The sequence below is a fragment of the Niallia circulans genome, assembly GCF_003726095.1.
Lineage (GTDB): Bacteria > Bacillota > Bacilli > Bacillales > Cytobacillaceae > Niallia > Niallia circulans_A.
On the sequence record NZ_CP026031.1, the window covers coordinates 4465553 to 4480060 of the forward strand.

The 14508-nt window shown below is 36.1% G+C and carries 11 protein-coding genes; 6 read left to right on the forward strand and 5 right to left on the reverse strand.

All coding sequences use genetic code 11. The annotated features are described in order from the left end of the window. Positions 1-21: 21 nt before the first annotated feature. The 3 genes from uvsE (C2I06_RS21470) to C2I06_RS21480 form a co-directional block, all read right to left on the reverse strand. Entirely contained in the window at positions 22-987 is a 966-nt protein-coding gene (gene uvsE, locus C2I06_RS21470; protein WP_123258821.1) for a UV DNA damage repair endonuclease UvsE, read from the reverse strand. Between the two features lie 41 nt (positions 988-1028). Further along, positions 1029-1982: a UV DNA damage repair endonuclease UvsE gene (gene uvsE / locus C2I06_RS21475; protein ID WP_095332994.1), complete on the reverse strand. Its 954-nt coding sequence runs from the start codon at positions 1980-1982 to the stop codon at positions 1029-1031. A 139-nt stretch (positions 1983-2121) separates the two neighbouring features. Next, a complete protein-coding gene (locus C2I06_RS21480) occupies positions 2122-3768 on the reverse strand; it encodes an ABC transporter substrate-binding protein (RefSeq protein WP_095332996.1) in 1647 nt (548 codons plus the stop codon). Between the two features lie 97 nt (positions 3769-3865). Between C2I06_RS21480 and C2I06_RS21485 the strand changes: the two genes are divergently transcribed. After that, positions 3866-5122, forward strand: coding sequence for an MDR family MFS transporter (locus C2I06_RS21485; RefSeq protein WP_095332998.1), 1257 nt, complete (start codon positions 3866-3868; stop codon positions 5120-5122). 357 nt (positions 5123-5479) lie between these two features. Here C2I06_RS21485 and C2I06_RS21490 read toward each other — a convergent pair whose 3' ends face one another. Beyond that, complete coding sequence (locus C2I06_RS21490; RefSeq protein WP_123258822.1) at positions 5480-6664, reverse strand: DUF4317 domain-containing protein; 1185 nt, start codon at positions 6662-6664, stop codon at positions 5480-5482. A gap of 231 nt (positions 6665-6895) precedes the next feature. On the opposite strand from C2I06_RS21490, the gene C2I06_RS21495 reads away from it, so the two are divergent. From C2I06_RS21495 to C2I06_RS21515, 5 genes are all read left to right on the forward strand, one after another. Then, positions 6896-7786, forward strand: coding sequence for a LysR family transcriptional regulator (locus tag C2I06_RS21495; protein WP_095333007.1), 891 nt, complete (start codon positions 6896-6898; stop codon positions 7784-7786). Between the two features lie 215 nt (positions 7787-8001). After that, positions 8002-9198: a M20 family metallopeptidase gene (locus C2I06_RS21500; RefSeq protein ID WP_123258823.1), complete on the forward strand. Its 1197-nt coding sequence runs from the start codon at positions 8002-8004 to the stop codon at positions 9196-9198. Between the two features lie 30 nt (positions 9199-9228). Next, positions 9229-10665, forward strand: a complete 1437-nt coding sequence (locus tag C2I06_RS21505) for a YfcC family protein (protein ID WP_249928250.1) — start codon at positions 9229-9231, stop codon at positions 10663-10665. 15 nt (positions 10666-10680) lie between these two features. Beyond that, positions 10681-12369, forward strand: a complete 1689-nt coding sequence (locus C2I06_RS21510) for a M28 family peptidase (protein ID WP_123258824.1) — start codon at positions 10681-10683, stop codon at positions 12367-12369. A gap of 131 nt (positions 12370-12500) precedes the next feature. Then, on the forward strand, positions 12501-13145 hold the full coding sequence (locus C2I06_RS21515; protein WP_123258825.1) for an SDR family oxidoreductase: 645 nt from the start codon (positions 12501-12503) through the stop codon (positions 13143-13145). A 544-nt stretch (positions 13146-13689) separates the two neighbouring features. On the opposite strand, the gene C2I06_RS21520 is transcribed toward C2I06_RS21515, so the two are convergent. Continuing rightward, a complete protein-coding gene (locus tag C2I06_RS21520; RefSeq protein ID WP_217279800.1) occupies positions 13690-14397 on the reverse strand; it encodes a GntR family transcriptional regulator in 708 nt (235 codons plus the stop codon). Between the last annotated feature and the right edge of the window lie 111 nt (positions 14398-14508).

The following is a 14508-nucleotide window of genomic DNA, read 5'->3' on the forward strand; positions in this document are numbered from 1 at the left end:
TGTTTTAGGCTCTTCTTTCCTTTACTTAAGACGGAAAGAAGAGCCATCAATCATTTCTACATCGTTTCTAATGCTCACTTCTTCTATTAACTTAAAAAGGGCCTCATCCTTCTTTTTAGCTTCTATCATGCAATCGATAACAGGAATGCTTCCTTTTATTCGGTTTAGGAAATAGAAAAACATATCTATATCAATATAATCGGCATGATGACGGAAGTGCTTTTCATCCTTGGGACTGGAAATATGCATTTTAATTGGTAATGGAGATGTACTCCATGTTTGAAGAATACGACTCCAGTTATCCTCCCAATTGGGATTATGATGATGGGAGAGATGGTGATGATAATCAAACACAAGTGGAATCCCTAGTTTCTCGCATAAGTAAAGAGTATCTTCCAATGTGAAAGAGGTATCATCATTTTCAAGCATGATCATGTCTTGAATAGAGTTTGGGACTAGCATCCAATTATCAATAAATCTTTCTAATGATTTTTCGGTATCCTTATAATTCCCTCCCACATGCATAACACAACGATGAGTTGTATCAATCCCCATTCCTTTTAATAATAAATAGTGTAATCTTAAAGTTTTAATTGAGTTTTTCCATATATGTTTTTGATTGGAATTAAGGAGAACGAAGTGATCAGGATGAAAATCAAGCCTAATTTGATGCTTTCTGGCAAATTCACCTATTTCTTTTAAAGGCTCATTTAAAGGTTTCATATAATCCCAATCAAGCAGCTCTTCGTGATTGGCTAATGGAATTAGCCTGGAGGTAAGGCGGTAAAAATGGATATCGGAAGCAGCAGTATGTTTTAGTAGCCGAAGCGTATTATGGAGATTTTGCAAGGCGATCCGTTCCAGCTTACGAAGACCTGCATCCCGGTCATCTATTTTTTGAAACTGTTTAAATGTCATCGTCTTTGAAGGAGATGCATTTTTTACTATCATGCTCATTGCGACATATCCAAGTCGAACAATCGTCATCCATTACACCTCCTCGTTTGTATTAAAATGTAGAGAAACACTTACCATTCTATTGTTCCACCAGAAACCCTCTTTACTCCTCTAATAGAGGCAATGTCCTCGATAAGCTTAAACATAGCCAGATTTTTTTGTTTTGCTTCTATCATAACGTCGAAATCTTGATTAAGATTTTTAGCCATTTTTAAAAAGGGAAGTACAAAATCAAATGAGACAAAGTCAGCATGAGAACGGAAGGCCAGAGTGGATTTCGGGGAGGAAATATGGACTTTAGGAACCATTCTATGATTTTTCCACGTTTTAAAAATGCGCTCCAAATAAAGAGCTAAGTCAATATCTTCTTTATTGGCCATATGGTGATGATAATCAAGAATCATGGGAATGTTTTCCTGCTCACAGGTTATCAGTGTTTCTCTCACATTATATGTTTTATCATCATTTTCAAGGGTCATCTGGTTCTTAATTACCATAGGAAGTTGCTGGATGTTTTGCTGGAATCTCTGCAAAGAAGTATCTTTATCACCATAGGCTCCGCCAATATGAATATTAATAAGACTGGTATCAAGGGCGTCCATAGCTTCTAGCATTTTATAATGGAAGGTCATATCTTTTATTGCATTTATGGTTACTTCTTCCCTAGGGCTAGTAAAAAGCGTAAATTGGTTGGGGTGAAAGCTAACCCGCAGCTTAAATTGTTTAACTAATTGGCCAAGTTCTCTCCACTGTTCTTGAAAAGGAGTTATGAAATCCCAGTCTACATCTGGATGCGTTGCTAAGGGCACTAACGAACTGGATAAGCGGTACAATGGAATTTCATTGGCAGCATTATAGTAGAGAATTCTTTTTGTATTTTTTAAATTTTGAGCTGTAACAGCTAGTAGCTTTTCTGTGGCTTCCTGTTTAGGGAGTGCTGAATATCGAGAGAAGGTTAAAGCCTTTGAAGGACTTGCATCCCATAATCCTAGTGCATTTGCCACATAGCCAAAGCGAATCTTCATCTGTTTAGTTCCTTTCCATAGAGTCCAGCAGTTTCGTCTTTTTATATTGCCTTATCTTTTGGAACTCTATGTGTTGTTTTTACTTAGTTAATAAAGAGAAGTACTAAAAAATCCTGAGAATGTCTCTTTCCTATACCACTCATTCCTTCGGCCGAACCCACACTTTTGAAAAATCCACATAGCCAAAATGGCTAATTTTAATATTGCTTATATCGGTTGAAAATGGAATATACCGCTTTTGATAATAAAGGGGAATCATAATCGATTGATTAATCAATTCTTTTTCGATTTCTAGATTTAAAGCTGTCCATTGTTCAAATGGTATTTCCTTATATTTATCCATTAAGTTTGTAAGTGTTTCATTATTTGCTATCATTTGAGAAAGTGGGGAAAACCCATTCATTAAAAAGTGGTAAAAGGAAAAATCTTGATTGAATTCAAAAACTTCTCCATGTATAAAAAGATCTACGTCTAATGTCTCAGGATGCTTTGTTAATATATCAGCAAAGGAAAACCATTGGATATCTATAGGGATATTTTCTTTTGCAAATACTTCTGCAAGCCATTGTGTAGTATTAGCAGTATGTCTGGCACCTCTTATCACAATTGGTTTAGAAAATATTGGCCTTTCTACTTCAGAAATAGTCAGCTGTTGATTTTGGCCGACTATTATACTCTTATCATTCGGTATTAGTCTTGGACTTAGGTCACCAATAGTATGACGATTTTTAACGATAATCCAATGAAGGTAATCTCTTACTTCCTTTTGCCTGATAGCAGAATTTCTACAGGAGTTCATTACGATAATGCCAAAACCCGAGTCACTTTCTACTTCGAAGGAGGAAGATGTATTCTTTTCCATAGGAGAATGATAGATTCCTTTAAAATCCTCAGGAACTTGAATGAATTCTACTACATCAATTAATGGCCTTTCTCGAAAATGATCTTGAAAAGCAGTTAAAGTTGTCTTCTTATCGCTGTTTTGTTGCAGGATGAAGTAACCAGTACCCAATATTTTTTCATTCGTCTCTCTGTAGATGCTTGCACACATCATACTAAGCATAGGAAGGATATAGCTGCATCCATTGGGATGAATAATATCGAGAATAAGTGGAGACTTTACTTCAATTCTTTCAACAGGTGTCCATAAATCTTTGTAATAAGCATGTGTCCGAAGTTTTTCAAGGCATTCGGCCACATCTTTTGCTGTCAAAACAGAACCGTCATGAAATTTAATGTCTTTTTTTAAATAGAGTCTTAATGTAGTAGGAGTGCTGTCCCAACTATGGGCAATTTCAGGTAATACTTTTCCATCTTCTGTATGAGTGACAAGCCGATTAAACACATTTGCCACTAAATGCGCACTGAAGACATCTCCAGCCTCAAGCGGATGGACGGAATGGAAAGGATATCTTTTTGGTACGATTAATTTATCATTTGACTCTTGGACAAAGCCAAGTTTTGTGTGAAATTTATTCATTAATCTCATTTTACTGTTTGTGGACCAATCATACATTAAGTATTTGCTTGTTTGTTCTACTGGTTCAAGATCAATTCGCTTTAAAACTTCTTCCTCGTAAGAAGTTTCTACCTCTTTTTTCCATAACAAAGTTGAGATGTTTCCGCGTCCTCGTCCGGGTGTAAACGATAGCCAGCCTTCTTCCATCCATTTTTTTAAATAACGTGTTGTTTGTTTCGAGCTCAATTGCAAGGTTTCAGAAATTTCCTCCATTCGAATACTGCCAGAAGGATAATATCTCCAAAGTGTAAGTAATTTGTTATCCATTCTTTTTCCTCCTAAAAGGGGACATTGTTTTATTAATTGTCTATTTTTAGAATTATTCGTCTAGTTTAATATACAGTAATAACAAGGGGGAGACAACATGAAATGGAAGGAATTACCGAGAAATATCAAAGTTAGGATGATTACCTCTTTCTTTAATCGGGCGGTATCATCAGCAGTTATGCCATTTATGGCTTTGTTCTTTGCACAGGAATTAAACAAAATTTGGGCAGGCTTATTTTTGATCAGTACAGTGGTTATTGGATTTCTGATCAATTTAGTGGGAGGATATATTTCTGACCGCTTTCCCAGAAAAAAGGTTTTAATGATAACATCCTGGCTGAATGCACTCTTCTTTTTAATCATGACGATCAGTCTATTTCCGACCAATAAAATAATTGTTTTGTTTGCTTTGGCATACGTTGGATTTATTATCACAAGCAGTCTAGGGCGACCAGCAATGCATGCGATTATTATTGATTCCACAACACCAGAAAATCGAAAAGCTATTTATGCACTCGATTACTGGCTTGTTAATTTATCGATGGCTATTGGGGCAGCACTTGGAGGACTTTTATATTTGAATCATCAGAAAGAATTATTCATCATGCTGACTTGCACATCTACATTGATTCCAATTGCTTACGGGGTTTGGCTGCAGGACAAGTTCACAGATCAGTTACAGAAAAAGCACAAGAATGTCTTGGTTGACTTAATCAGCAATTATAAAGTGGCATTTAAAGATACAGCCTTTGTAAAAGTGGTTACAGGCTCCACCTTTATTTTTGCAGCTGAATTTTCATTAAATAGTTATATTGGGATTCGCCTTGCTGAAACTTTTGAAGCAGTTAGGATTGGGAGTTTTGAAATTGTTGGGGTACGAATGCTAAGTATATTAAATATAGAAAATATGCTGCTCGTAGTCTGCTTTACTTTCATTATTAATCGGTTCACAGATAAGATGAATAAAAAGAATGCTTTAATAACAGGTCTTATTATATATGGAATTGGATATGTGACTGTTACTTCGGCGAATACGTGGTATATGCTCGTTTTATTTAATTTGATAGCAACGATGGGCGAATTAATTTATTCACCGATTCGAAATGCAGAGCAGGCAAATATGATTCCAAGCGATAAACGTGGATCATACTCTGCTTTTTCCAACCTATCATTTAGTGGAGCAGATTTAATTGCAAGAGCTAGTATTATTATCGGGGCATTCTTAATTCCAACAATGATGTCTGTCTACATTGGCTTCATTGTAATGGTGGGGACTATTCTTATTTATACAGGATTATTCGCGAAAACCATAAAAGTAAACAACTTAGTCAATAAAGGCGTTAGCGGCGACTAGAGCAGTAAGTTAGATTTATCGAGGGTGGGACAAAACAAAATAAATAATGGATAAAGACGAACAATCTCTAATTTAGTGGTGAATCCAATTCGTTCCAGTTTTTTTTCAAAAGAAACTAAATGGAGCAGACTGAATACACGTAGACTCCTATGGGAGCTGCGAGAAAGTCCAAGACCCCGCAGAACGAGGAGGCTTGGCGCTCGCCCCATGGAAAGCGAAGTGTATTCAGGCTGCGGGTGATTACCACAAACCTTCGTTCTTAAAATAAATAAAAAACCCAAACAATTATACGAATTTTTTTATTGTTCGGGGGTTAGATTTGGTTGAAATACTTATGTCCCACTCTCTCTTTGAATCTTAGTCTTCTTCTGGATTTCCGCCGAAGGCTTCGGGAATCATTGTAAATCCTTCGATTACGGTGTCTTCTTCGACTTCAATCATTAAGTAGCGTTTGCCGCTAAATTCGATTTGCTTCACATATCTTAAGTCAGGAGGGCTGATCGCAATGTTAGCAATCTTGGTGCTGATCTTAATCGATTTTGATGTGAATTTTGGCAAGATATTACTTGCTTTTAATTCATATTTATCATCATCAATAATTTTTTTGAAGGCAAACTCGATTTTTTCTGGACTAATGTCCTCTACTCCGCTCATCTTTAAGACTTGTTCCACGTCTTTGGAGTCTAATTTTGGAACCTCTTCTTCTTCATTTTCGACAATCATTCGGTTAATTTCCTCGTATACATTCGAAAGAGTAGAAGTGCTCAATTGATCTCCAGTCACATCTTTAATGATTTCCTCAAACACAATTTTATCATCTTGAGCAGTCATCATTTCCTCGCCGTTGAGAACTTCCTCGATAAATTGGTAATCTGGCTCATGGATTTTGCCGGCAGCATAGAGAATATGATTAACATCTGCTGCGTTATCTGTGAAGCTTGGGAAAAGAAATCCACCCATTGGCGCATTCAGATTAATAATGGGGTCAACAACAATATTGTATTTAAATTCTTTCTCTACATAATCAAAAAGCAATTCTTTTTTCGGCTCTTGGGTGTTGTTGATACTGCATAAAATGAAAGGATGAGAGAAAACTGTATCTCGGTCACTTTCTTCAGACTCTTCACTGCGGCGCTTCTTTGGCTTTAAATATTCCCCGCGAATAAATGTGATGACAATATCTTTGTCATATTGTCTGCTATTAAGCATCTTGTCTACCATCAGTAGCATTTGCTCTTTCCAATCCTCTGTTTCTGAGCTAAGTAATCCTTTATGTAAAATAAGCTGGCTATTATTTTCTGCTTCTCTTTGAAACTTTAATTCAAACAGCTTTTCATCCAAATTACCGGCAAGTAATTTCTTGAAGTTATGTAAAAATAACTCTTGTTGATCTTGATCAAGCATGCCAAAGGGCTGACTTTGATAATGGAATATATCACTTGATTCTTTCATGACATAAACATTAAACATATCTGTTATTCTAAGTAGATCATTATTCATTTTGAATTGTTTTCGGATGTTTGCGATATCTTTTTTATTCATTTTAAGTTACACTCCTAAGTTACTTTGAAAGTAAATGATGGATGTTTGATTAGCCTTAGAGCTCTGTGTTCACACTCATTTTAGTCATTTATCCATTCTATCATATTTGGTTTCCCTATTATAAGAATCAATCTGTTGTTTCTAGAAAAACAATATGCTGTTAGCATCTAGTCAATAGGAATGCTGTATGCTTAAATAGAAGATAATCTTAAAAACGGGCGGGGGTACGAAATGAATGAGAAGGATTGCTTGCTGCTGATTTATTTACAGAAAGAGCAAAATATAACAAAAGCAGCGGAACATCTGTTTATGACGCAGCCTGCTTTGACCTATCGTATTAAACAGCTGGAAAAAGAGTTTCAGGTTGAAATTCTCTCGAAAAATGGTAAGTATATAAAAATGACGCCAGCTGGTGAATATTTGGTAGAATATGCGAAAAGAATTCTGAATGATTTGCGCAAAACAAAAGAGTTTTTATTGAATATAGAAAATGAACTGATTGGACATTTGAAAATTGGTGTTAATAGTCACTTTGGATTGCATACTCTTCCAGCTATTCTGAAAGAGTATAGAAAAAACTTTCCGAAGGTTCAATTAAATGTAGATACGGGATTTAGTACAGAAATGATGGATTTATTAGTGGATGGGCAAATTGATGTAGCGATTGTTAGAGGAGATTATAATTGGCCGGACGCTAAATATCTTCTTGATGAAGAAAATGTCTGTGTTATTGCAAACGAACCAATTGCTATTCACAAACTTCCGCAAATGGCGATGATTAATCGAAAAGAGCCTAAAGTGCTTCTTAAATATAAGACAAGTCCTTATAATCCCTTTGAGCAAAGTATCGAGTATTGGTGGAATCAAAGGTTTAGTGATCCACCATTGATAACAATGCAAGTTGACAGTTATGAAACCTGTAAGGAAATGGTGAAAAAGGGACTTGGATATGCCATTATCCCAAGTGTATTTCTGAAGAAGAGTGATGACTTATATTCTTGTCCTCTAGTTTTTAAAAATGGTCAGGAAATGAAAAGAAGAACCTGGATATATTATCGTGAAGCATCGATGAGTCTGGCCACAGTAGCAGCATTTGTTCAATATGTAATGAATATAGATTAATGGTACTAACAAGGAAGAAGAGGAGAACTTTTAAGATTCTCTTTTTTGTTTTATTTTGTATAAAAATAAAAGTAAATACATATTTTTGTCTGTATAATCTATAAAAAATTTTTATAGATTATAAAAAAAAGCTTAATTTTACTTAATTTAATAAGAGAATTAAAATGGTATATACATTATTGTTTAGTCAGAATATTTAGGAGGTTGTATATTTTATGCATAATAAAAGTGTTCAAGAAAAACAGACACTTATCGATAAAGTGGATGCAATGGATATGGAATTACGAGAATTATCGTTGAAAATCCATCAGAATCCAGAAGTTAGTTTCCAAGAATATCAAGCAATGAACTGGCTTACAGAACCATTGAAAAAGGCTGGATTTATGATAGAAACAGGTCTTGCCAATCTGGAAACATCATTTAGGGCAACATGGGAAGGCGAAGCTGGAGGACCAACCATTGCCTTGCTTGCGGAATATGATGCATTGGCTGGATTAGGGCATGGTTGTGGACATAATATCATTGGCACATCTGCTGTAGGTGCGGCTATCGCGTTAAAGGAGGCGGTGCCTCATTTGCAAGGAAAAATTGTTGTACTGGGAACACCTGCTGAAGAGTTAGGCGGTGGAAAAATTATGATGGTAGAGGATGGCATTTTTGATCAAGTTGACGTTGCAATGATGTGTCATCCCCATAAGAAATCGATGGTTTTACGTGGTGGCTTAGCTTGTGTAGATGCGACTTTCAAATACTATGGCAAGGCGGCTCATGCAGCTGCAAGTCCTGAATTAGGAATAAGTGCATTGGATGCGGTAATTCATACGTTTGTTGCAGTCAATTCTTTACGTCAATTCTTTAAAGATGATGTAAGAATCCATGGAATCATTACAAAGGGTGGAGAGGCGACAAATGTGGTACCAGCATATTGTGAGGCTGAATTTTTATTAAGGGCAGAGAATGTAGAGCAGCTCGAAATTGTCCGAGAAAAGGTCTATGCGGCCGCTCGCTATTCGGCAGAAGCAGTAGGTGCAGCATTAGAGATTGAAGAAGGACTTATTTATGCGGAAAGGAATAATAATCACACACTTGCCAAGATGTTTAAAGAAAATTTGGAATACCTAGATGAAGAAGTAAGCGATCCACCTAAAAAAGGGGGAATAGGCTCTTCTGATATTGGCAATGTTGGCCAAGTGACAGCTACCATTCATCCTTATATTAAAATTACTGATTCAGCGAATACACATACACCAGAGTTTGTAGAGGCAGCAGGTTCAGAGGAAGGTATGCAGGGGTTAAATAAAGCAGCAAAAGCATTAGCTATGACGGCTTACGATGTGTGCTCCAATCGTGAATATTTACAGGCTATCCGCAGTGAATTTGAAGAATGGAAAAGCAGCAAAATACTAAAATAGTAAATTAAAAAATGGTAAAGGATGAAGATATTGAAAACCAATAAAGTAGTCTCTCAGATGCACTCCATTAAACAGTCGAGACCAAAAAGAGTAAAAATGCCCCATACATTTGTCATTATATTAACGATGGTATTATTTGCGGCAGTTCTGACCTATATTCTTCCAGCAGGAGAGTTTGATCGAGTTGAAGATGCAAGCTCAGGTAACACCGTTGTTGTTCAAGATTCTTATCATCATGTTGAACAGAATCCTATCAGTCTATTTAATCTTCCGTTAGCAGTTGTTCAAGGATTGGTTAGTGCAAGTGATACAGTTTTTTTCATTTTTATTGTTGGCGGTGTGTTTCAAATTATTAATTCAACTGGAACAATTGAGGCGATTGCTGGTAGAGTCGGAAAAACCTTTATGAATCGAGGCCTCGTAATTATTCCCATTTTCTTGACCTTGTTTTCATTCGGCGGATTTACGATAGGGATGTCTGCAGAGGTAATGGCGTTTGTTCCAATTGGAATCGCGATTGCTAGAGCATTAGGATATGATGCGTTAACAGGGACAGCGATGGTTATGTTGGGTGCAGCAGCAGGGTTTACAGCGGGATTACTAAATCCCTTTAATGTAGGGATTGCTCAGTCAATTGCCGAAATTCCAATGTTTTCTGGTATGTGGTTACGTGCTATTATCCTTGTTGTTCTATTAATAGCCACTAGTTATTATATTATTCGTTATGCGAAAAAGGTTAAAAAGAACCCATCTTCAAGTATTGTTGCTCAACTGGAAGCAGAGGAAAGTCATAATAATGTAGATATATCATCCTTATCATCTATGAAGATAAGCCACTATTTAACTATCATGGTAATATTAGCTGGTTTTGGTCTATTGATTTGGGGTGTTTCGGAAAAAGGTTGGTGGATGCAGGAATTAGCAGCATTTTTCCTAGCCCTTGGTGTTATAGTAGGATTTCTGTCTAAATATGGCCCTAGTAAAATTGCCAGTGAATTTGTAGCTGGTGCAAAAGATATAACCTTTGGCGCTTTCATCGTCGGATTAGCGAAAGGGATTGTGATCGTTTTAGAGGATGGCCATGTTATTGACTCTGTTGTGAACGGGCTAGCAATAATGGTTGATCACATGCCTAGCTATATTCAAGTACTAGGAATGTATTTCTTCCAAACAATCATGAATGTCTTTATTACTTCTGGAACAGGATTGGCAGCAACGACGATGCCGATTATGGTGCCGTTAGCCGATTTGATTGATGTAACAAGACAAACGGCTGTTTTAGCTTATCAGCTAGGAGACGGATTATCCAATTGTATCCTTCCTACGTCTGCCATGTTAATGGGAAGCTTGGCAGTGTCCAAAATTAAATATCAAGAATGGGTAAAATTTTTCTGGCCATTATTATTAGTATGGCTTGTTATTGGAGGTATTTTTGTTATCGTGGCAGATGTTATTCACTATTCATAATGGGGTGAAAAATAAGTGACAAGCCAGTATATAGATTTAATTGATAAAGATCTTTTGTATGATCACATTCAAGTACTTACTAAGTATGAAAGGTTAACTGGAGAAGAAGAGGCGGAGAGAGCCGCAGATTATATAATAGAAACTCTAAAGCAATATGAAGTGTCGTATAATCGTTATCAGTTTGTTGGGTATTTTAGTAATCCTATTCATGGAGAAGTATATGTGGGTGGAGCGAAGAAAAAAGTGATTATAGCGAAAGCAAGATCGTTTGGCGGTCACTTTCCAAAAGGGATAAAGGGTAACCTTTTATATGATCGTTATAGTGAAACACTAAGAGGAATAAACGGACCAGCTGATCGTTATGAAAAAATGAAAGATAAAATAATAATCAGCTGGAATTATTATGAAGATTATGTAAAAAAAATAGAGCGCGCTGGTGCAATTGGTCTCATTCATATATGGCCGTCGAAGGAAATTGCTATCCATGAAGAAACAGTAGGAACTATCTGGGGAACACCTACATCGGAAAATATTGATCAACTTCCAAAAATTCCGGTTGTTGGGATAAATTATGAGGATGGAGTTACCCTACTTGATTGGATAAAAGAGAATGGTTCTTTGGAAGCGGTGGTGAAAACAAAATTAGAAAATGCGCTTAAAAAGACGAGTTTGCCGGTTGCTACTCTTCGAGGTGAATCAGAGGATTATATTCTGATTTCTGGTCATTATGATTCTTGGCATAAGGGAGCAACAGATAACGCAACCGCAAATGCGCTTATGCTGGAAATGGCCAGGATATTTTCTAAAAAAAATAGTAGAAGAACCATTAAACTAGCATGGTGGGCAGGACATTCGAATGGAAGATATGCAGGATCTGCTTGGTATTGTGATCAATTTTGGGAGGAAATTAATGAGAACTGTGTAGCACATATTAATATTGATTTTCCTGGAACAAAAGAAAATGTTGAAGTAGTACCTAGATCAACTGCGATGGAAAATCACGAGTTATTAATAAACATCATTCGTAAATACACAGATAGAGAGCCGTCTAGGATAGAGTATTTACCTAGAGGAGCCGATCAATCTTTTTGGGGGACGAATATCCCAATTCATTTAATGCTTAAATACGAACCGCCACATCAGAAAAAAAGCTATCAAACACCAGGAGGAAACTGGTGGTGGCATACAGAAGAGGATTTAATAGATAAAGTGGATAGTAATCTATTGGTGAGAGATACTGGAATGCATATAGAGCTAGTGGATTATTTAGCGAATATTTCTCTTTTACCGGTTAACCTTATTCGCTTTTTGAGTAAAAGCAAAGCGATTATTAACGAACTGGATGCAGATTCGGATGAGGCTTTTGACTTTACAATGATTCATTCTATTTTTGAAAAGGTCACAACTATGGTTGAAAAGCTTTTAGAAAAAGAAGTCACTGATGTTGATTCCTATAATCAACTATTAAAAACAGTTGGTGGGATATTGAATAGACTTAAATTCTCTTCTTCTAGTAAGTATGATTATGATAATACAGACCCTTTTCAGCCATATCCTGGCTTAGCGAAGGTGAAATCGGTTTATTGGAGCAATGCGTCTCCAGAAGAATTTCTTTTTCTAAGCACATTATTTGTCCGCCAACGAAATCGCCTTGTAAATGAGATAAAAGAAGTAATAAAAGAGATAAAGAGATATTTAGACTAAAATGGCATTAAATTTAATGGGTTTTCACTTAAGTGGAAGCCTTTTTCCTATCCCTTAGAAAGCACGCTATTTGAAAAAGAAACAATTGGATGAAATAATAGTAGAAAATGGATTAGAAAGGAGTCAGTGCTGTGAAAGTATTAGTGGTTGGAGCAAACGGGCAAATAGGTAAACAGCTTGTGACATTATTACACGAAAGTAATGAGTTTTCTGTTAGAGCATTGGTAAGAACGTCAGAACAGCAGAAAGCTTTTGACAAAGTCGGAATAGAAACTGCTTTAGGTAATTTGGAAGAAACGGTGGAACAGCTAGAGTCTGCAGTGAAAGGTTGTGATGCCGTCGTATTCACAGCAGGTTCAGGTGGGAAAACGGGATATGATAAAACATTATTGATTGATCTTGATGGTGCTGTGAAAATGATGGAGGCAACAAAGAATGCAGGGGTAGAACGGTTTGTAATGGTTAGTGCGTTGCAGGCGCATCATCGAGAAAACTGGAATGAACAAATTAAGCCATATTATGTAGCAAAACACTATGCTGATCGCATTCTTATGGAGAGTGGATTAACCTATACCATTATTCGTCCGGGCGGATTAACAAATGAAGCTGGTACTGGTTTGGTTGCAGCTGCTGAGAATCTGGAAATAGGAGTGATCCCAAGAGAAGATGTAGCAGCGACAATAATGGCTTCTATAAAAGAAAAAAATGTGTTTAATAAATCATTTGATTTAGTCTCTGGTGAAACGGAAATGGAGAAAGCAGTGAAGAATTTATAAAGAGTAATTAGTGAAGCAGCGTCTATGCAGCAGGATGTTTTAGCTGGTAGATCAGTCAAATTCGTAATATTTTGTAAATTATAATCACTGTCGTTTAGGAAATTCGCTATGCAGCCCACTTCTTCATGTAGCTTAGCAGTCGCATAGAAAAAGAAAGTAGTTAGATCAGTTGTTGGTTCATCTAGGTAATAAATTCTGTGATACGTACCCTTTTGCCAAGTTATTATATCTGACTTGATGGGTGTATATAATGACCCAAAAGGGTATGTACCTGTTATTATTTGTTTGTAGCCAAGGATGAATTTTAGCTATAGTATCTAGTTTGAAGCCTCTCCATCAAAAAGGAGCTTTATCAAAAAAAATATTAGTGAATAAGGGAGTGTTATTATGGACTTTAAAAATGCATGTGAAAAAAATGAACTTAGTGAATTACTAAAGATAGGCGTGTTATTGTTAATTTATGTATTATCAACAGTGGCATTATTTTTTCTTATACATTAATTGGGAAAAGGGCTTACAAGGATAATCGTCTTGGAAGCCCTTTTTAAACAATTAATGTAAATTTGTCACCGAGCATAATTTGTTTTGAGGAATGAATTGTGCTACCTTTAATATCTTTTACCAAACTTTCTATACATAAGACAGGATGGCCTTCCTTTACGTTCAGATACATGGCTTCTTCAAAAGAGGCACTTACAATCTGAATTGCCTTTCTAGAGTTACCAAATTTAATGTTACTCTTCTCTTTTATGATGTCATAAAGTGAGGTGTTATTTAAGTCTTCAGTTAGTAGATAATCGAAGTCCATTGGAAATCGAGAATATTCAACTGAAACAGGGATGTCATCAGCAGTTCTAACTCTGACAATACTAATTTGTTTTGTATTACCAAGAGTACCGAATACGTTTTGCTCTTCTTCTTCTAAGTCAATTATTTTATTTTCAATTACCCTCGCACCAGGTTTTTTTCCTTGCATTCTAGTATTTTCGCTAAATCCTATTGTATTACCAATGTCTTTTAATAGCTTGTTTTCAGTTATAAAAGTTCCTTTACCTGGAATTCTGATCAGATAACCTTCTTCTGTTAGGGAGTCTAGAGCTTTTCTTACAGTTACCCGGCTAATTTGATTATTTTTACTTAATTCATTTTCAGTGGGAATTTTATCTCCCTTCTTCAAAATGCCTCTCTCAATATCATTCAGTATTTTCATTCTCAACTGCTCATATTTTGGTATTGATTCATTAATATCCATAATTATAATCCCTCATTAGCTCGTTTTGTTTTTTAAATTATAACAAATAAGAGAGTGAAAATAAATATGAAAGCGCTGTTGCAATTTGTATTGCTTTGTATTATAATCGAA